This window comes from Methylobacterium sp. E-005 (assembly GCF_022829725.1).
Lineage (GTDB): Bacteria > Pseudomonadota > Alphaproteobacteria > Rhizobiales > Beijerinckiaceae > Methylobacterium.
This window is the reverse complement of sequence record NZ_JAKSYG010000041.1, coordinates 13,597-32,350: the sequence shown is the minus strand read 5'-3', so window position 1 is coordinate 32,350 and position 18,754 is coordinate 13,597. Positions and strand designations below refer to the sequence as shown.

Annotated in this window: 18 protein-coding genes; 11 read left to right on the top strand and 7 right to left on the bottom strand. The window is 71.6% G+C overall.

Features of this window, described 5'->3' with window-relative positions:
• Positions 1 to 3: 3 nt before the first annotated feature.
• From katG to MKK88_RS03695, 4 genes are all read right to left on the bottom strand, one after another.
• Positions 4 to 2,325, bottom strand: coding sequence for a catalase/peroxidase HPI (gene katG, locus MKK88_RS03710; RefSeq protein WP_243997250.1), 2,322 nt, complete (start codon positions 2,323 to 2,325; stop codon positions 4 to 6).
• Between the two features lie 246 nt (positions 2,326 to 2,571).
• A complete protein-coding gene (locus MKK88_RS03705) occupies positions 2,572 to 3,735 on the bottom strand; it encodes a hypothetical protein (RefSeq protein ID WP_243997249.1) in 1,164 nt (387 codons plus the stop codon).
• Between the two features lie 120 nt (positions 3,736 to 3,855).
• The gene (locus MKK88_RS03700) at positions 3,856 to 4,221 is read right to left on the bottom strand and encodes a CCDC90 family protein (protein WP_243997248.1); all 366 of its coding nucleotides are present in this window, start codon (positions 4,219 to 4,221) and stop codon (positions 3,856 to 3,858) included.
• Between the two features lie 313 nt (positions 4,222 to 4,534).
• Positions 4,535 to 5,788 (bottom strand): sensor histidine kinase, encoded by a 1,254-nt coding sequence (locus MKK88_RS03695; RefSeq protein ID WP_243997247.1) that lies wholly within the window; start codon positions 5,786 to 5,788, stop codon positions 4,535 to 4,537.
• A 149-nt stretch (positions 5,789 to 5,937) separates the two neighbouring features.
• Here MKK88_RS03695 and MKK88_RS03690 point away from each other — a divergent pair, with 149 nt between their 5' ends.
• Positions 5,938 to 6,201 (top strand): hypothetical protein, encoded by a 264-nt coding sequence (locus MKK88_RS03690; RefSeq protein WP_243997246.1) that lies wholly within the window; start codon positions 5,938 to 5,940, stop codon positions 6,199 to 6,201.
• Positions 6,202 to 6,212: 11 nt separating this feature from the next.
• On the opposite strand, the gene MKK88_RS03685 is transcribed toward MKK88_RS03690, so the two are convergent.
• On the bottom strand, positions 6,213 to 6,881 hold the full coding sequence (locus MKK88_RS03685) for a DNA-3-methyladenine glycosylase 2 family protein (protein WP_243997245.1): 669 nt from the start codon (positions 6,879 to 6,881) through the stop codon (positions 6,213 to 6,215).
• 242 nt (positions 6,882 to 7,123) lie between these two features.
• On the opposite strand from MKK88_RS03685, the gene MKK88_RS03680 reads away from it, so the two are divergent.
• The 3 genes from MKK88_RS03680 (at position 7,124) to MKK88_RS03670 (ending at position 8,548) form a co-directional block, all read left to right on the top strand.
• Positions 7,124 to 7,681 (top strand): metallophosphoesterase, encoded by a 558-nt coding sequence (locus tag MKK88_RS03680; RefSeq protein ID WP_243997244.1) that lies wholly within the window; start codon positions 7,124 to 7,126, stop codon positions 7,679 to 7,681.
• 47 nt (positions 7,682 to 7,728) lie between these two features.
• Positions 7,729 to 8,034 (top strand): hypothetical protein, encoded by a 306-nt coding sequence (locus tag MKK88_RS03675; protein WP_243997243.1) that lies wholly within the window; start codon positions 7,729 to 7,731, stop codon positions 8,032 to 8,034.
• A 217-nt stretch (positions 8,035 to 8,251) separates the two neighbouring features.
• Positions 8,252 to 8,548, top strand: coding sequence for a hypothetical protein (locus MKK88_RS03670; RefSeq protein WP_243997242.1), 297 nt, complete (start codon positions 8,252 to 8,254; stop codon positions 8,546 to 8,548).
• 220 nt (positions 8,549 to 8,768) lie between these two features.
• On the opposite strand, the gene MKK88_RS03665 is transcribed toward MKK88_RS03670, so the two are convergent.
• Complete coding sequence (locus MKK88_RS03665; RefSeq protein WP_243997241.1) at positions 8,769 to 9,542, bottom strand: sigma-70 family RNA polymerase sigma factor; 774 nt, start codon at positions 9,540 to 9,542, stop codon at positions 8,769 to 8,771.
• 127 nt (positions 9,543 to 9,669) lie between these two features.
• The gene (locus tag MKK88_RS03660; protein WP_243997240.1) at positions 9,670 to 10,650 is read right to left on the bottom strand and encodes an SDR family oxidoreductase; all 981 of its coding nucleotides are present in this window, start codon (positions 10,648 to 10,650) and stop codon (positions 9,670 to 9,672) included.
• A 148-nt stretch (positions 10,651 to 10,798) separates the two neighbouring features.
• Between MKK88_RS03660 and MKK88_RS03655 the strand changes: the two genes are divergently transcribed.
• From MKK88_RS03655 to MKK88_RS03625, 7 genes are all read left to right on the top strand, one after another.
• The gene (locus tag MKK88_RS03655; RefSeq protein ID WP_243997239.1) at positions 10,799 to 11,968 is read left to right on the top strand and encodes a YihY/virulence factor BrkB family protein; all 1,170 of its coding nucleotides are present in this window, start codon (positions 10,799 to 10,801) and stop codon (positions 11,966 to 11,968) included.
• A gap of 433 nt (positions 11,969 to 12,401) precedes the next feature.
• The gene (locus MKK88_RS03650; RefSeq protein WP_243997238.1) at positions 12,402 to 13,112 is read left to right on the top strand and encodes a Crp/Fnr family transcriptional regulator; all 711 of its coding nucleotides are present in this window, start codon (positions 12,402 to 12,404) and stop codon (positions 13,110 to 13,112) included.
• 123 nt (positions 13,113 to 13,235) lie between these two features.
• Positions 13,236 to 14,546: a LarC family nickel insertion protein gene (locus MKK88_RS03645; protein WP_243997237.1), complete on the top strand. Its 1,311-nt coding sequence runs from the start codon at positions 13,236 to 13,238 to the stop codon at positions 14,544 to 14,546.
• Positions 14,543 to 15,466, top strand: a complete 924-nt coding sequence (locus MKK88_RS03640; RefSeq protein ID WP_243997236.1) for an adenine nucleotide alpha hydrolase — start codon at positions 14,543 to 14,545, stop codon at positions 15,464 to 15,466. The genes MKK88_RS03645 and MKK88_RS03640 overlap by 4 nt, the downstream gene beginning before the upstream one ends.
• Positions 15,463 to 16,143 (top strand): nickel pincer cofactor biosynthesis protein LarB, encoded by a 681-nt coding sequence (gene larB, locus MKK88_RS03635; RefSeq protein WP_243997235.1) that lies wholly within the window; start codon positions 15,463 to 15,465, stop codon positions 16,141 to 16,143. Before MKK88_RS03640 ends, larB begins: the two co-directional genes overlap by 4 nt.
• A 55-nt stretch (positions 16,144 to 16,198) precedes the next feature.
• Positions 16,199 to 17,323, top strand: coding sequence for an aldo/keto reductase (locus tag MKK88_RS03630; RefSeq protein ID WP_243997234.1), 1,125 nt, complete (start codon positions 16,199 to 16,201; stop codon positions 17,321 to 17,323).
• 323 nt (positions 17,324 to 17,646) lie between these two features.
• Positions 17,647 to 18,588 carry a dihydrodipicolinate synthase family protein gene (locus MKK88_RS03625; protein WP_243997233.1) on the top strand — a complete coding sequence of 314 codons (942 nt, stop codon included), beginning with the start codon at positions 17,647 to 17,649 and terminating at the stop codon, positions 18,586 to 18,588.
• The last annotated feature ends 166 nt before the right edge of the window (positions 18,589 to 18,754 follow it).

Sequence of the window (18,754 nt, the reverse complement as noted above, 5' to 3'; positions counted from 1 at the left end):
ATCTCAGGCCGCCATGGGCGCGTAGCGCTTGTGGCCCTTCACGTCGTAGCGGTCGAGCATCATGACCTTGTCCCAGACCCGGACGAAGTCCCTGACGAACCGCGCCTCACCATCGCTGCCCGCATAGGCGTCCGCGATGTTGCGCAGCTGGGCGTTCGACCCGAACACGAGGTCGCTGCGCGTGGCCTGATACTTCGGCTGCCCACTCGCCCGGTCCTTGAGCGTGAAGGTCATGCCCTCCGCATCGGCCTTCTCCCAGACGAGGTCGGTGTCGGTCACCGCCTTGAAGAAGTCCGTGCTCAGCACGCCGACCCGGTCGGTGAGGATGCCGTGCCGTCCGCCGTCGTGGTTGGCGTTCAGCGCCCGCAGGCCGGCGGTCAGGACCGCCCATTCCGGGGCCGTCAGGGTCATCAGGTTGGCCTTGTCGAGGAAGAGTTCCTCCGGCGAGACGTTGCGGGCCACCGACCCGAACCCGTCGGCGACGTAGTTGCGGAACCCGTCCGCCACGGGCTTGAGCCACTCGAACATCTCGATGTCGGTGAGCTCCTGCGTGGTGTCGACCCGGCCCGGGGTGAACGGCACCGGGATTGCGGCGCCGGCCTCCGCGGCCGCCTTCTCGACGGCGACGCAGCCCCCGAGCACGATCAGGTCGGCGAGCGAGACCCGCTTGCCGTCGCTCCGTCCGTCGTTGAACGCGTCCATCACGCCGCGCAGGGCCTCGACCACCGGGGCGGCCCGGCGGTTGACCGCCCAGTCCTTCTGGGGCGCCAGCGCCAGCCGCCCGCCATTGGCGCCGCCGCGCTTGTCGCTGTCGCGGTAGGTCGCGGCCGCCGAGAAGGCCGTGAAGGCGAGGTCCGAGACCGACAGGCCCTTGTCCAGGATCGCCTGCTTCAGCGCGGCGATCTCGGGCTCGCCGACCGGCGCATAGGCGGCGTCGGGCAGCGGGTCCTGCCACAGGAGCCCGTCCTCGATCGTCACCTCCGGGCCGAGGTAGCGGTGCTTGGGGCCCATGTCGCGGTGGGTGAGCTTGTACCACGCCTTGGAGAAGGCCTGCGTGAAGGCGTCGAAATCGCCCAAGAACTTCTCGCAGACCTTGCGGTACTCCGGATCGACCTTGAGGGCGATGTCGGAGGTCATCATCATCAGCGGGTGCATCTGGCCTTCGACATGCGCGTCGGGGGTCTTCGGCGCATTCGGATCCTTGGGCGTCCATTGCAGGGCACCGGCCGGGCTCTTGGTCTGCTCCCAGTCGAACTTGAAGAGATTCTCCAGGTAGGCATTGTCCCACTGGGTCGGATCGGGGGTCCAGCTGCCCTCGATGCCGTTGGTCATCGTGTCCTTGCCGGAGCCCGCGCCCCGCGGGTTGTGCCAGCCCAGGCCCATCGCCTCCATGGGCGCCATCTCGGGCGGCGGGCCGATCTCCTTGGCGGGGGTCATGCCGTGGCTCTTGCCGAAGGCGTGGCCGCCCGCGATCAGCGCCACGGTCTCCTCGTTGTTCATGGCCATGCGGGTGAAGGTGACGCGGATGTCGTTCGCCGAACCCTGCGGGTCGCCGTTCGCGTAGGGGCCCTCCGGATTCACGTAGATCAGCGACTGGTGGGAGGCGGCGAGGGGGTTCTCCAAGTCGTAATCCGCGTCGCCATTCTTGCCGCGCCAGCGCTTGTCGCGGTTCACCATGTCGTCGAAGCTCGACACGCTGCCCATGTCGACCACCTCGGGGCCCCAGTAGGTGGCGTTGTCGGCCTCCCAGGCGTCGAGCCGGCCGCCGGCGAAGCCGTAGGTCGGCAGGCCCATGATCTCCAGGGCGCAATTGCCGGTGAGCACCATCAGGTCGGCCCACGACAGGGCGTTGCCGTATTTGTGCTTGATCGGCTGCAGGAGGCGGCGCGACTTGTCGGTGTTGCCGTTGTCCCACCAGCTGGAGATCGGCGCGAAGCGCTGCATGCCGGTGCCGGCGCCGCCCCGCCCGTCCGCGATCCGGTAGGTGCCGGCCGAGTGCCAGGCCATGCGGATCATCTGCGGCCCGTAATTGCCGTAGTCGGACGGCCACCACGCGACCGACGAGGTCAGGAACTGCTTGATGTCGTCCTTGAGCGCGTTGAGGTCGATCTTGGCGAACTCGGCGGCGTAGTCGAAATCCGGGCCCAGCGGATCGGCGGCCAGCCCGTTCTGGTGCAGCAGCTCGACCCGCAGGCGATGGGGATACCAGTTCTCCAGGGCAGGCCGCCCGCCGAAGGCGCCGCCGATCCGATCGCCGCCGAAGGGGCACTGGCCCTTCATCTCGAACGTCTCGGTGTTGGTCTTGTCGATCCGCATGTCGTCCATCGGGCCATCCCCTGTCTCGCGCGACCGACGCGGCCGGCCTCCGCCACAGCCCCGGAGGGCGCGGCGGGCGAGGCGCCCGACGACGGTCGGTGTCTGTCAACTTTCAGACCATTGGCGAAATCTGGCCGCGGCCCCGGAAATCAAGGGTCTCCCGTCACGCTGCGGGCTGCGCGGGTGTCGCCCGGCGTCACGTTCCGGCGACCAGGCCCATGGCCGGGCCGGCCGGCAGCGGCATTTTGCCCGGGTTCAAGGAAACCGCGGTCGCAGCCGGGCGAGGAGATCCTGCCCCGGGAACCGGGCCGGCGGCCTCGGCAGGGCGGGCTCGGGGGCATCCCCGGGGATCGGGCCCACGGCGAAGCGCGCACCGACTGACCAGAAGCCATCCCGGCGGGTTCCGACCATCCCGAGGCCGATCGGCTCGCCGGCGACCTCGGGGCGCAGCCGCCCGGAGGCCCAGACGCGCTGCCAGCACCCGCGCCGCGACAGGTCGGCGTCGCGCCAGCCGAGCCGGGCGTAGCCGGCCGCCGCGAAGACGCGTGTCCCGGAAAAATCCTCCGGGATCCAGACCCAGCTCGAGAACACGTGGATCGCGTCCCGGTCGAACCGGGCCGGATCGACCGTCCGGGTGAAGGCGCTGATCGCCGGCTCCCGGTGGCGGCCGACATGCCGGCGCAGCCGGCCCGACAGCGCCAGCGCCTCCGGGAAGGCCTCGGCGTCCAGGCGGGTCGGGCCTGCGCCGTGAACCAGCGCGTAGGCGCCGTCGACGAGGTGCATCCAGGGTTCGAGGTCGGGTTCCCAGGCCTGCTCCACCGGCGCGAACCGGCGCACCCGCCCCGCGATCAGGTGATCGCCGACGCGCCGGACGGGCTCCGGCCTCCAGGCCGGCCCGGCCTCGGTGACGTGCAGCAGCGTCGCGGGCCCGTGCGCCCGGACCGCCTCGGCGAGCCGCGCGAAGCCGGATTCCGGCTCGTCGCGGGCGAGCTTGCGCACCAGGATCTTCGAGCCGTCCGCGAGCTCGTCCAGGAACTTGCGCTTGAGATGGGCGAGCCGGCCGTATTCCCGCTCCAGCAGCGCCTCCGGGGCGATCGAGCCGGCCGGGTGCCCGGTATTGGCCCAGATGTTGTACGCGCGGCTGTGGCAGTAATAGGTGCCGCCCGTGCTCACCGACAGGCGCAGGTCGCCCGGCACCCCGAAATCCGCGAAGCCGCAGCGCAGGCCGCGGATCAGGTCCTCCAGCGGCGTGTAGGAGAAGCGCAGCAGGCCGGAGGGCTCGACGCCGCCGTAGCGCTGCACGAACCCGAACTCGCAATTGTCGCCGAGGCTCCGGAAGGCGTGGAGCCGCCGGGCGAGGATTTTGGCCGTCCCCTCCCCGCTCCCGGTCTCCGCCCCTGTCGTGTCGCGTTGCGCCATTGGGCCAGATCGCGGCGGCACGGGGTGTTTGTCCAGCCCCGCGGCTCGATCCGGAAGCCGGGCGCCACCTTTCCGGACGATCCGCGCGCCCGAGCCGGGAGCCCGGCGGGCGCGTGTCGCTCAGTGCAGGCCCCGCGTGAGGGCCGCGACCGCACCGACGATCACGAGCGCCTGAAACCCGATCGAGCCGATCACCCACTTGATGATCTCACCCTTGGTGGCCTCGATCCTGGCCTCCAGGCGCAGCTCCGCCTCGCGCAGGTCGGCCTTCGTGGAAAGTCGCAGCGCCTCGATGTCGGTCTTCGTGGAGAGCCGCAGCGCCTCGATGTCCGTCCGGACCATGGCGATGTCGGTCTTCGTCGCCAGATCGTTCTGGATCGCCTCCGAGACGGCATCGGCCAAGCCCTCCGCCTGCTCCGGCGACATCTTCGCCTTCTCGCGGAGCGTGCGGACGAAGCGGAGCGTATCGAAGGCGACGGCGGTCATGCGCCGAGACCCGGCCCGCGACCGGGCCTCTGCGCCATCGCCTGCGGCTCGGGGGCGGTCATCGGGGTCGGCCAGCGCGGCGGTTCGGATGCAATGCGCGAGAGCATAGCGAGGCGCGCATCCTGTGCAAGGGCATCGTCCTGAACGATCAGGTCCGGATCCCGGGAAAAAGAGGATGCGTACACACAGTCTCAGCCCAAAGTTTTAGCCTTGGTCACACGTCCGATCTTTTGGGCGATGCTGACAGGGACCGGATCCAGGCGGCGGCGATCGTCCGCGGCCCCGATCCGACGTCCCGGGAGCCATGCGCGGCTCAGGTGCCCAGCGGCACCTCCAGCCGGAAGCAGGCGCCCCGCGGCGTCTCCGGCGTCGTGAGCTGGCCGCCGAGCTGGCGGGTCAGGCTGCTGACGACCCGCATGCCGAGGCTCTTCGAGGCGCGTCCGATCTCGAAATCCGGCGGCAGCCCGACCCCGTCATCCGCCACCTCGACCACGAGGCTGCCGGGCCGGGGCTCCGCCCGGACCCGGATCTCGCCGCCCTCCGGATGCGTGTCCGGCGGGTAGGCGTATTTGAGCGCGTTGGTGACGAGTTCGTTGACCAGGAGCCCGATCGGGATCGCCCGGTCGGCCGAGATCCGGTACGGGGCGGCCGTGCAGGCGAGCTGCCGGTCCGGCCGGCCGCCGGCGAGGTTGGCCACGAGCTTCTCGAGGAACGGCGCGAGGTCGAGCTCGCCCGGGACCCCCGCCCCGTCCCCATCGCCGCCCCCGTCACCCTGCCGCCAGAGCTGGTCGTGGACCCCCGCGATCGCCTCGACGCGGCTGCGCGCATCCGTCAGGGCGGCCTGCACGGCGGGCTCGGCCTCGGCGGCGCGGGCCTGGAGGGCGAGCAGGCTCGCCACGATGGCGAGGCTGTTCTTGACCCGGTGGCTCATCTCGCGGGCGAGCAGATCCTGGCGGGCGAGCGCCGCGCGCAGCAGGCTCTCGGTGCGCTGGCGCTCGATGGCGCCGCCGAGCAGGTTGGCGAAGCCCTGCATGAAGGCGATGTCGGCCTCCGCAAACATGCCCTCGCGGGTGTCGTCCACCTCCAGCACCCCGAAGGCGCCCTCCCGATTCTCGATCAGCACGTTGATCGCCCGGCGGATGCCGTGGTCGGCCATGAGCTGGGGCGTGCGGAAGCGGGTCTCGTCCGCGAGGTGGTTCGAGATCACCGGCCGGCCCGTCTTCAGCGCGAAGCCCGCCGGCGAGGCGAGGTCGGCGCCGACGCGGGCCTTGCCGATCACGTCGGGTCCCCAGCCGACGCCCGCCCGCACCAGCAGCGTGTCGGCGCCGGGCCGGTATTCCAGGGCCTTGCAGAACTCCGCGCCCATGCCCGCGGCGCACAATTCCGCGGCCCGCTGCAGCAGGTGGTCGACATCGGTGCCGCGCAGGGCCTCGACGCCGAACTCCGACAGGATGATCTGCTGCCGCAGACGGTAATCCAGGTCGGGGTGCGCAGAATCGGGGTGTGCGGGCCCGGGAGGCGCGCTGGGGCTGGGTTCCACGGCGATCAGATCGGGTTTTGCGGTCATGGATCCCGGCAGAGTAGCAGGAAGGATGTCCGCGCGCGACGCATGCGTGCCGGCGGCGCCGCACCCGTCGTCGCACCCCCGCCCCCGGCCGGAGCCCTCGGGGGCCGGCTCGCGTTCGTCCGTCGAACCCGATGCGAGGAGCGCACAGCATGGCCGACGACGTGAACGGACTCTCCGACAAGGCGCTCTCGATCTTTGCCTTCGCGGCCTACCATCGGCTCGTCAGCGGCGAGCGGGTCACCTCGGTGATCCGCAAGGACGGCGCCGGCCACGAGGCCGACCCGCAAGGCGTGACGGAGCTGGAGGAGCGCGGCCTCGTCACCGCGGGCGAGACCGACATCGAGCTCGGCGAGACGGCGCAGCAGGCGGTCGAGACCATGGTGGCGGCCCTGCGGAAAGCGGTCGGGCGCTGAGGTCCTGCCCGTTAGGCGGACAGCGCCGGGGGCCGCCGGGTTCGGGGACGGGCCGCGGGCGCTGGCTCCACGGCGATGGCCGCATCCTTGATGCGCCAGAGGTAGTGGGCCAGGATCGAGCGATACGGCGTGAAGCCCGCCGCCACGGCGCGCGTGTCGGTCCGGCCGGTCAGCCGGCGCAGGCATCCCACCGCCGCGACGTCGCCCTCCGGCCAGATGTCGGGGTCGTGGAAATGGAAGATGCCGACCATGTCGGCGGTCCAGGGGCCGACGCCGCGGATACCGCACAGGATCGCGGTGCGTTCGGGATGCGGCAGGCCGCCGAGTTCCGGGCCGAGCAGGCCCGCCGCCTCGGCCGCGACGATCGCCTGGAGGGCCCGGACCTTGTTGCCCGAGAGGCCGCAGGCCCGCAGGCGATCCGGGTCACCGGCCGCGAACAGCCCGCGCGGATCGCAGCCGGCCGCGACCGCAGCGGCCTCGATCCGCGCCCAGATCGCCCCGGCGGCCCGGATGGAGAGCTGCTGGTTGACCACCTCGACGAACAGGCGCTCGGCCACGCACGCATGGGCCGCCGGCTCGATCCGGAGCGGGCCGGTCCGCGCCAGGGCATCCCGCAGGGCCGGGTACGCGCCGGCCGCCGCCAGGAGATGGTCATGGATGGCGGGATCGCGGGATTCCAAAGGGCTACGCCCTTGGGTGGGGTGCCGGGGCGAAGCCCTGGCGCGTCGGGCAAGGCCCAGCGATCGGGCATCGCCCGACTCTCGGGCGATGCCCGACAGCAGGGCGCTGCCCTGCACCCGCAAAAGGTCGCTGACCTTTTGAAACCAGGATGTTCGAGATGATCGCCATCGCGAGGAGCTATAATCTTGAGCCCGTTCGATAAGCGGCTCGCGCCCAAGGGGCAATCGGTCGGGCGGGCGTCATGACGGTCTTCTTCACCGCGGACACGCATTTCGGCGATCCGCACATCCTCCGGCACCAGCGGCCCCGGTTCGGCACGATCGAGGCCCACGACGAGGCCCTGATCGCCCGGTGGAACGCCGTCGTCGGCCCCGGGGACAGCGTCTGGCACCTCGGCGACTTCGCCGCCCATGCGAGCCGGGCGCATTGCGCGGCCGTCTTCGCTCGGCTCAACGGGACGAAGCGCCTCGTCCGCGGCAACCACGATTCGAACCGCGTGCTGGACCTGCCCTGGGCCGAGCCGCCCGTGGACAGCGTCCGCCTGTCGATTCCGGACGCCGAGGGCCGGGAACACCGGCTGTTCCTGTCCCACTACGCCCACCGGGCCTGGCCGGGCCTGTGGCGGGAGACGCGCCACCTCTACGGCCACAGCCATGGCTGGCTCGCCGACACGACCCGGTCCTGCGATGTCGGCGTCGATGCCTGCGATGGTCGTCCGGTCACCCTCGACGCGATCCTGGTGCGCCAGGCGGCGGCCACGCTGGTGCCGGAGGAACTCGCCGCCCACGGTCAGCGCTGATTCCCATGCCGATTCCCTTGCCGATTCCCTCAGGAGACCGCACCGCCATGATCGACACGCCCGCGCCACCGCCCGGCTGGGCCGAAGCCGCCGTTCAGGCCGGGACCGAACTCGGTCTCGGGAGCGCCTTCGCGGCGATGGATCCGGCGGATCGGGACCGGGTCTGCCGCCGCACCGGCCAGATCCTCGCCGACCAGGGTCAGGCCCTGCCGCCCGGCTGGGAGCACGCGATGACGCAGCTGCTCGGGGGCGCCGGCTCGCGGCCTCCGGCCGACGACGCGCTCGCGCGCGACACGGCCGACACCGTCCTGGCCGAGACGGGCGAAGTGTTCGCCCCCGAGGACGACGCCTGAGAGCCTGCTGGACGCGGGATCCCGGGTTTCCCAAGGGCTTGGCCCATTGGTGGGTCGTCAGGGCAAAGCCCTGACCGTCCCGGGGGCGGCCCGACACCGGGCTCTGCCCGGACCCGCGCAAGGGCTCGACCTTTCGAAACCGTGACGTGAGCCCTCCGCGCTTCCGTCGGACAGGCCCTGAAAAGCCGGTGCACAGCCGGGTCTCCGGAAAACTCCCTTGGGCCGGACGGTTGCCGTCGCCCGGGCCGGGGCCAATGTAGGGGGCATGCCCCAATCCGACCCTCAGCGCGTCGACACGAGATCTGCCGCCCGGCCCGGCCCGGGCGGGACGCCGGTTGCCCTGCGGGTGGTCCCGCTCGCGAACCGTCCGATCCTCGATGCGCAGACGCGCACGCGGCTCGGCCACCAGCTGCAGGCGCTGTATGATCCGGTGATCGACGAGGCTCTGGATCCGCGGCTGGCGGAGCTGCTGCAGCAGCTCGACGCGGACCGGGCGGGAAGCGCTTCGCGCTGAGGATCCTCCGGGATCCGAAGGGGGCTCCCGTCGGCGGATCGGGGGGATGTCGCACCGACGGGAGCCGAGCCGAGCCGACGGATCGACCCAACCCGCTTCATGTCGCCCAGGTCTGCACCCGGGCGCTTTCACCTAAGTCAAATTCGCTGCTGAATACAGCCGAATAAGCGATGAATTTGCCTGTTGGCCGTTGAAAACCCTGTCGGGCGGGATCGGTCGTTCAGGCCGTGGTGCCGGTGACCGAGAGAATCACGCCGTCGTTGCCGATCTCGGCCCCGCTGTAGCCGAGCATCCGGGCGAGCTGCTCCCGGGCGCGCCAGACCCGGCTCTTCACGGTGCCGATCCGGCAGTTCATCACGGCGGCGGCTTCCTCGTAGCTCAGGTTCTCGATCGCCACGAGGACGAGCGCCTCCCGCATCATCGGCGCGAGCCGCTCGAGGGCGGCGCGCACGTCCTGGAGGTCGAGATGGCCGCCCTGCTCGGGGATGCTGGTCAGCCGCTCGGCATGGTTGCCGTCGGAATCCGCCACCTCCCGGCCGTGCTTGCGGTGCTGGCTGTAGAAGACGTTGCGCAGGATCGTGAACAGCCACGCCTCCAGGTTGGTGCCGGGGGTGAAGCTGCCCCGGCCGCGCCAACCGCGCAGCAGCGTGTCCTGTACGAGATCGTCGGCCGCCGCCGGGTCGCGGGTCAGCGAGACGGCGAAGCGGTGGAGCGCCGGCACCACCTCGAGCAGCCCGGCACGGAACGTCGCCTCCCGCTCGCCCGCGGCCTGGGCGAGGGCGGCCTCGAGCCGGGCCAGGAGTTCGGCGAAGCGGTCCGAGGCGGCCCCCGGCGCCGGGCCGATCCGGTCGTAGGCGTGGCCGAGCAACGTCCCCAGATGCGCGCGCACGGCCTCCGGCAGGCCGTGCCGGGCGTCCTCGGCGGACGCGTCGGCGACATCCTCACGCGGATCCGCGACAGGATCGAGGAGGGATGAGCCTTCGGGGTCGGGCATTCAGGTCCGGTCGTCGGCGAGCGGGCCGGTCGGACCCGTGGACCGGTTGTGGCGCGCTGAGGCCGCCCATGCCGCAACATGGGTTAGCGGTTTTCCCGAACGCCAATCGGCCGCGGGGGTCCGGGGATCAGTCCCGCCGCACCGCCGCGACCCCCAGCGCCAGGACCGCGCAGGCCGCCAGGGCGGCGAGGCCGACACTCAGCGTCCCCGCGGAGGGCACGCCCTTGGCGGCGCGCATTCCCCCGTCGGCGGCGGTGCCCTGCGGCACGGGCCCGCGCAGGGCGCCGTGCGTGCGCGGGCCCGGATCGGCCCGGTCGAGGGCGCGACGGAAGCCGAAGCCCATCAGGTGCTCGGTCGGGTACGGGGCCAGCGCGTAGCCGACCTGGGCGAGGCGGGCCGGCCAGCCGACCGCGACCTCGTCGCGGGGGTGGCGCACGAGGCGGATGAAGGTCTCGGCCACCGCCTCGGGGGCGTAGAACAGGTGGCCGGGATTGAGCCGCTTGCCCGTGACGTTGGCGCCATGCTCCAGGCCCGGCGTGTCGACGATGGCCGGAAACACCCCGCAGACATGGATGTGCCGGTGCCGGGCGAGTTCCTGGCGCAGGCTCGCCGAGAAGCCGCGCAGGCCGAACTTGCTCGCGGTATAGGCGGCCGCGAAGGGCGTCGGCGCCCAGCCGCCCATGGAGACCGTGTTGATCAGCGTGCCCCGGCCCCGGTCGAGGAAATGCGGCAGCACCGCATAGGCCCCGTGGATGGCGCCCAGCAGGTTCACCGCGATGGTCTGCCGGTGCAGGTCGAGGGGGGCGTCGAGCAGGGGGCCGAACACGCCGGTGCCGGCGTTGTTGATCCAGACATCGATGCCGCCGAAGCGGCGCAGGGCTTCCCGGGCCAGGGCCGCCACGGCCTCCGGGTCGGTGACGTCGGTGGGGACCGCGATGGCCTCGGCGCCGGCCGCGCGCAGGTCCCGGGCGAAGCGATCGAGCACGTCGGCCCGGCGGGCGGCCAGCACCACCCGGGCGCCCCGGGCCGCGAAGGCCTCGGCCGCGGCCCGGCCGATGCCGCTCGAAGCCCCGGTGATGACGACGGTGCGGCCGTTCAGGCGCGCCATGCCGGTTCTCCGTATGGTGTTGCAACTGGAAGGCGAACCGTTGCGTGCGATGCGGCGTTCCCCTTCGCGGCTGCGGCCATTCGAACAGGCCCTCGGGCGTGTCGGAGCCCGCGCCGCATGTCGCTCAGAACCTGCCCGGGATCCGCCGATGCCAGCCCACGAACCCGCCCGCCCCGAGGCCGCCGGTCCGCCGGGACAGGCGTCAACGGTCTGGACGCTGGCGCTGGCCACCGCGCTGATCGGCCTCGTGGCTCTCCCGCGCCGGACGGGGCTGCCCCGGGGCCGGGTTTCGGATCCCGCCTCCGACCAGGACGGGGCGCGCCGGCCGTCGCCCTCGCACGCGGGCGGCGCGGCGCAGGCCGTCGCCCGGACCCAGGCCGATCGCGGGCGCAAGGCCGCGACGCCCACCGAGATCCCCGCCAAGGGCTGGAAGGACATCGCGCTGCGCACCTACCGCGACATCGGCGAGAACCGCCTGTCGCTGATCGCGGCCGGCGTCACCTTCTTCACCCTGCTGGCGATCTTCCCCGCGGTGGCGGCCCTGGTCTCGTGCTACGGGCTCGTGGCCGACGCCTCGACCATCAACGAGCAGCTCGCCAGCCTGCAGGGCATCCTGCCCCAGGGGGCGCTGGAGATCATCGGCGATCAGGTCAAGCGCCTGAACGAGCAGGGCAACACCACCCTCGGGTTCAGCCTGCTCTTCGGCATCGTCCTGTCGATCTGGAGCGCCAATGGCGGCGTGAAGCATGTCTTCGACGCGCTCAACCTCGTCTACAACGAGCGGGAGAAGCGCAATCTTCTCGTCCTCAACCTCGTCTCCCTCGGCTTCACCGCGGGGGCGCTGCTGTTCCTCATCCTGGCGCTGGCCGCGGTCGTGGTGCTGCCGGTGGTGCTCTCCTATGTCGGGCTCGGCACCGACGCGTGGTGGCTGACCTTGCTGCGCTGGCCGGTGCTGCTCGTGGCGGTGCTGTTCGGCCTTGCGATGCTCTACCGCTACGGGCCCAGCCGGGACGCGCCGCGCTGGCGCTGGGTCACGCCGGGGGGGGCGCTGGCGGCGGTGCTGTGGATCGCCGCGTCGCTGCTGTTCTCCTGGTACGTCGCCCATTTCGGCAGCTACAACAAGACCTACGGCTCCCTCGGCGCGGCCATCGGCTTCATGACCTGGATCTGGCTCTCGACCATGATCGTGCTGGTGGGCGCCCAGCTGAACGCCGAGATGGAGCACCAGACCGCCGAGGACACCACCGTCGGCGAACCGCAGCCGCTGGGGACCCGCCGGGCGCGCATGGCCGATACGGTGGGCGCCGCCGCGGAATAGCGCACCCTCCGTCCCGGCTGCAGGTGATGCACGAGCTCAGCGGCGGCGGATGCAAGCAATGGCGGGTTCGGTTCCGGCCCGAGACAGGATTGGATGCCTGTCGAGGGCGGCGTGAACGTCCTCACCGGGCAAATTAACACAGGTTGGCGCGCGTTTCTCCGGTCCGGGCACAAGCGGACCAAGAACATCCGGATTTCGTTGTCCGGAAGACGCCTACTGCGTGCTGATCGAAATATCCGTGCTTGGCAACTTGATCGATACCTTCGACGGCGCCGTCGCCTCGGCTGTCCCGAACGCGTGCCTCCGCCGACGGTCATGGGCCGGCCCCCGCGCCGCGGCGGCGCCCGGCCGCGAAGCCCCGGAGGATCACGGGGCCGGCGGCCTGAAACCGGTCCGCCCCACAGACTCCGCTGCTTTCTGACCGGAGACGGACGTGGAGAATCCGTTCGTTCGGAAGATGGAGCGGCATACCCGCCTCGCGCCCGAGGACCGCGCGGCCCTCGACGGCCTCGCCCGCCAGCACGTCCGCTACGTCGCCGGCCGCCAGGATATCGAGGGGCCGCACACCGAGCCCTACCACACGCACCTCATCCTCGATGGCTGGGCCTGCCGCTACAAGCAGTTCCCGGACGGCCGGCGGGCGATCGTCGCCCTGCTGCTGCCCGGCGACCTGTGCGACCCGTTCGCGTTCCGCCGGGTGCGCATGGACCACGCCATCGGGGCGCTGACGCCCGTCACGGTCGCGCGGATCACCCCCGATCAGATCGGCGAGGCGGTCCGCGGCCGGCCCGCCATCGAGGAGGGCCTGTGGCGGGAGACGCTCGCCACCACGGCGATCCATCGCGAATGGATCGCCAGCGTCGGGCGCCGCTCGGCGATCGAGCGGCTGGCGCATCTGTTCTGCGAGCTGCACCTGCGGCTCACCTGGGCGGGCCTGGCGGACGGGACCACGCTGCCGATGCCGGTGACGCAGCCCGACCTCGCCGACGCCCTCGGCCAGACGAGCGTGCACATCAACCGCACCCTCAAGGAATTGCGCACCAGCGGCCTCGTCGTCCTCCGCAACCGGCGCCTGACGATCCGCGACCTCGACGGCCTCCGGGAGCAGGGCCTGTTCGATCCGGCCTACCTGCAGCCGGCGTGAACGAACCGGGCGATACGCCGCGGCACCGGTCGTCCTGAGAGTCCCCTGGCGAACCTTGCCTTGGGGCCGATGCGGACGATCTGAGCGGAATCGCCCGATCCGTGGCAGGCCGACCGGCAGACGATGCACATTCACCTCGACCCACTCGGCGGCGTGGCCGGCGACATGTTCGCCGCCGCGCTGCTGGACGCCTTCCCCGAGCATCAGGCGGGCGTGGGCGCCAGCATCCGGGCGGTCGATGCCCGCATCGCCTGCGCGCTGCACCCGCACAACGACGGCATCCTGCGCGGCGCGCGTTTTTCCGTTTCCGGACCCGAGATCGAGCCCGGACACCGGCCAGGTCACCGGCATAATCACCGGCATGATCACCGGCATGATCACCATCCCCACCATCATGACCACGACCATGACCCTGCGCACGACCATACGCATGCTCACGGGGCCGGCCACGGCCACCGGCCCTGGTCGGAGATCCGCGCCGCGCTCACGGAAGCGGAGCTTGCGCCCGCGGTCCGGGCGCAGGCGCTCGGCATCTTCGGGCATCTGGCCGACGCGGAGGCCCGGGTCCATGGCATCGCGGTCGACGCGGTGGCGTTCCACGAGGTCGGGGCCTTCGACTCGATCGCCGACATCGTGGCGGCCGCCCACCTGATCGTCGCCCTGGAGGTGCGGAGCTGGAGCGTCTCGGCCCTGCCGCTCGGTTCCGGCCGGGTGCGGACCCAGCACGGACCCCTCCCCGTCCCGGCCCCCGCCACGACCCTGCTGCTCGACGGCTTCTCCACGCTGGATGACGGTGTCTCCGGCGAGCGCGTCACCCCCACCGGGGCGGCGATCCTGCGCCATCTCTGCGGCGACGATCCCGGGCGGGGCCGGCCCCGGGGCATCCTCGGGCGCACCGGCATCGGCTTCGGCACCAAGGTGCTGCCGGGCCTGAGCAACTGCCTGCGCGCGCTGGTGCTGGAGGAGGGTGCCGCCGCCGGACCGGGCCGGCGGGACCTCGCGGTGATCGCCTTCGAGGTCGACGACCAGTCCGGCGAGGATCTCGCCATGGGCCTCGACCGGCTGCGCGCCGAGCCCGGCATCCTCGACGTCGTGCAGGCGCCGGTCCTCGGCAAGAAGGGCCGGATGATGGCCCATATCCAGGCCCTGGTGCGGCCGGAGAGCCTGGAGGCCGCCATCGCGGCCTGCTTCCGGGAGACCACCACGATCGGCCTGCGGTACCACCGGGTGGAGGGCGCGGTGCTGGATCGGGAGGCCCGCACGGTCGAGCAGGCGGGCCGGCCGGTCCGGGTGAAGATCGTCGACCGCCCGGGCGGCCGCACCGCCAAGGCCGAGGCCAACGACGCCCTGGATCACGCGGGCCACGCCGCACGGGCCGCCCTGCGCCGCGAGGCCGAGCGGCGCGCGCTGGATCTGCCGGAGGAGGAGTCGTGACGCGCCAGAATCTCGAAACCGTCCTCAATGGGCTCGGCCCCGTGGCGGTGGCGGTGAGCGGCGGGGTCGACAGCCTGACGCTGGCCACCCTCGCCCACCGGCTGGCGCCGGGGGTGGCCCTCATGGTCCATGCGGTCTCGCCGGCGGTGCCCGGGGAGGCGACCGCGCGGGTCCGCGCCGAGGCCGCCCGCGAGGGCTGGTCCTTACGGGTGATCGAGGCCGGCGAATTCGCCGACCCGGCCTACCGGGCGAATCCGGTCAACCGCTGCTTCTTCTGCAAGACCAACCTGTACGGCGCGGTCCGGCGGGTGACCGACCGCCAGATCCTGTCGGGCGCCAATCGCGACGATCTGGGCGAGTACCGCCCGGGCCTCGACGCGGCCCGGGCGCACGGCGTGCGCCACCCTTACGTAGAGGCCGGGTTCGACAAGGCCGCCGTCCGGCGGCTGGCCCGCGACCTCGGCCTCGGTGCCGTCGCGGAACTGCCGTCGGCGCCCTGCCTGTCGAGCCGGGTCGAGACCGGCATCGCGATCGAGCCGGAGACCCTGACCTTCATCCACGCGGTCGAGCGGCTGGTGAGCGGGGCGCTCGATGCGGGCAGCGGCGCCAGAGCGCCCTCCGCCGAAGCGGATACCGGTTCGGCGCCAGGGCGCGCGTCAAAACAAAGGCTCAGGGCCGTACCCGATGGCAGCGCGATCGGGCACGGCCCTGAGCGGGCGGTCCGCTGCCGGGTGCGCGCCGAGGGCGTGGTGGTGGAACTCGATCCCGGAAGCCTCGCGGCCCTCGACGCCGCGGATCGCGAGACCCTCGGGGCGGGCATCCGGGCGCTCGCGCCGCCGCGTCTCGCAGGGCTCGTCCGCTTCGCCCCCTACCGGGTCGGCAGCGCCTTCCTGGTCGATCAAGGGGAGGCCCGGGCGTGAGCATCGCGGAAGAATTCACCCTCGATTTCGCCCGGTCCGAGCGGATCGGCCTGGAGGAGGCGATCTTCTGCGCCGGCAAGAGCCCGGAGCAGATCGACGCGATCCTGGAGGCCGCGCGTGCCCGTGGCGCTCCGCTCCTCCTCACCCGCCTCGATCCGGAGAAGCGCGACCGGCTCAACGCGGCGGCGCAACTCGACTATTGCCCGGTCTCGCGCACGGCGGTGTTCGGCGACGCCCCGCGGATCACCGGCCCGGCCCGGGTCGCCGTGGTGGCGGCCGGCACCTCGGACGTGCCCGTCGCCCGCGAGGCCCTGCGGGTGCTCGGCTATGCCGGCCGGGCGGCTTCGCTCTTCGCCGATGTCGGCGTCGCCGGCCTGTGGCGGCTGACATCGCGGATCGAGGAGATCCGGGCGCATCCGGTGGTGATCGTCGCCGCCGGCATGGATGCGGCTTTGCCGAGCGTCGTCGGCGGCCTCGTGGCCGGGGCGGTGATCGCGGTGCCGACCTCCGTGGGCTACGGCGTCGCGGCGGGGGGCCGGGCGGCGCTCGAGGCCGTGCTGGCGAGCTGCGCCCCCGGCATCACGGTGGTCAACATCGACAACGGCTACGGCGCCGCCTGCGCCGCCCTGCGCCTGCTCCACGCGGCAGGACGCCTCGCCGAGGAGCGCGAACGATGACCCGGTACGAACCGTTACTTTCCCTCACCCGACCATTCTCGAACGGAGACAGCCGATGGAACGCCGCAGCTTCCTACAGGGCGCCGTGCTCGGCGCAGGCCTTTCGGGCGCAAGCCTCGCGGGCGCCGGCAGCGCAGGTGCGGCCGTGAGCGCCACGGGCCTTCCCAACACCCGCCCGCAGGATCCGGCGGATCTGCCCTTCGTCACCGATCCCGGCGAGCGCCGGGGCGAGATGCTCTATCGGTCGTTCGGGAAAACCTCCGAAAAAATCTCGGCGATCGGCATGGGCGGGTTCCATCTCGGCAAGAGCGCCGTGACCGACGACGAGGCGACGCGGCTGTTCCATGCCGGGATCGACCGCGGCATCACCTTCATGGACAATTGCTGGGACTACAACGACGGGCGCTCCGAGCTGCGCATGGGCGCGGCCCTGGCCCAGGACGGCTACCGCGACAAGGTCTTCCTGATGTCCAAGATGGACGGGCGGACCAAGGCGGAGGCGATCAAGCAGATCGACCAGTCGCTCCTGCGCCTGCGCACCGACCGGATCGACCTCGTCCAGCATCACGAGATCCTGCGCTACGACGATCCCGACCGGGTCTTCGCCGAGGGCGGCGCCATGGAGGGGTTTCTCGAAGCGAAGAAGCAGGGCAAGCTGCGCTATATCGGCTTCACCGGCCACAAGGACCCGCGCATCCACCTGCAGATGCTGGAGGTGGCGGCCGAGCGCGGCTTCCACTTCGATTCCGTGCAGATGCCCATCAACGTGATGGACGCGCAGTTCCGCTCGTTCAGCCACCTTGTGCTGCCGTATCTCGTGCAGAACGGCATCGCGCCGCTCGCCATGAAGACCTTCGGCGACGGGGTGATCCTGAAGGCGGATGCGCCGATCAAGCCGATCGAGTATCTGCACTTCTCGCTGAACCTGCCGGTCTCGGTGGTGATCACCGGCATCCAGAACCAGCGCGACCTCGATCAGGCCTTCGAGGCGGTGAAGACCTTCAAGCCGATGGACAAGGCGACGGTGGCCGAGCTGCTGTCGCGCGCCAAGCCCTACGCGCTGGAGGGCAAGTACGAGCTGTTCAAGACGAGCGCGACCTTCGACGGCACCGCCAAGAACGCGGCGTGGCTGGGCGACGACGTGGCAAGCGTGAAGAAGCTCGCGCCGACGATGGAGTAGGACGGTCCTGGAACGATGCGCCTGCCCGCCTCTGCGCGCGGCCGGCGCGTTCGGCCTCCCGGCGCCGCGGAGTCCGCGAGGCCCGGGGAGATTTGTCCCGAACGTTGCGGCACGCCAGAGGCGCACCCGGCAAAGCCCGGCGTCCGATGGCTGCCGGTCGCCTCCCCCGGCCTTGCGCGATGGCCCGGCTCGCAAAGGGCTTGGCGCGGGTCCTCGCGATCCCGTCCCGGGCGCCGCTCTCGTTAGGACAGGCTAAAGATTTTCCGCCGATCCGGGCCTATGGTCCCCGCCCGCAGCATCCTGCGACGGAGGAAGAGACCGGCATGCCCCTCACCAGCGACATTCGCGGCGTCGTGCCGATCGTCCCGACGCCGTTCCATCCGGATGGCCGGATCGACGAGGCCTCCCTCGACCGGATGACGGATTTCTTCGGCGCAGCCGGCGTCGACGGCCTGACGATCCTGGGTCAGCTCGGCGAGGCCGGCAAGCTCGACCATGCGGAGGGGATCGCGGTGGCCAAGCGCGTCCTCGGGCGCACGCAGCTGCCGGTGATCGTCGGCGTCACGGCGCCGGGCTTCGCCGCCATGCGGTCCCTCGCCCGCGAGGTGATGGAACTCGGCGCCGCCGGCGTGATGATCGCCCCGCCCAACACCCTGCGCACCGACGATCAGGTGGCTGGCTATTTTCGGAATGCCGCCGAGGCCGTGGGCCCGGATGTGCCCTTCGTGCTCCAGGATTATCCCCTCACCTTCTCGGTGCAGATGACCCCCGGCGTGATCCGCCGGATCGTGTCCGAGAACCCCTCCTGCGTGATGCTCAAGCACGAGGACTGGCCGGGCCTGGAGAAGATCTCGACGCTGCGCGGCTTCGAGGCGGACGGCTCGATGCGCCACATCAGCATCTTGGTCGGCAATGGCGGCCTGTTCCTCGATTTCGAGACCGAGCGCGGCGCCGACGGGGCCAATACCGGCTACGCCTTCCCGGAGATGCTGGTCGACGTGGTCCGCCTCGGCCGGGCCGGCGAGCGGGACGCCGCCCACGACCTGTTCGACGCCCACCTGCCCTATCTCCGCTACGAGCAGCAGCAGGGTCCGCTGGGTCTGGCGGTGCGCAAATACGTGTTCCAGCGCCGCGGGATCTTCGCCTCCGACGCGCAGCGCAAGCCCTCGCAGGCGCTCACCGCGCAGGCCAAGGCCGAGGTCGAGTACCTGCTGGCCCGCCTCGCCCGCACCGACAGCCGGGCGCGGCTGGATCCCGTGCGCTAAGCAGACTTGCGGTGGCAGGCCAACGCTTCGTCTGCTTAGGTCCTTGGTAGGTCGCAGGTTTTCGTCGCAAAACCGGTGGCCACTTTCGCGAAACCTGCTTAGGGGAGCCGTGTCGCGTGCCCGAAACGGGTTTCCAAAGGGCGTCAGCCCTTTGGCGGGTGATCAG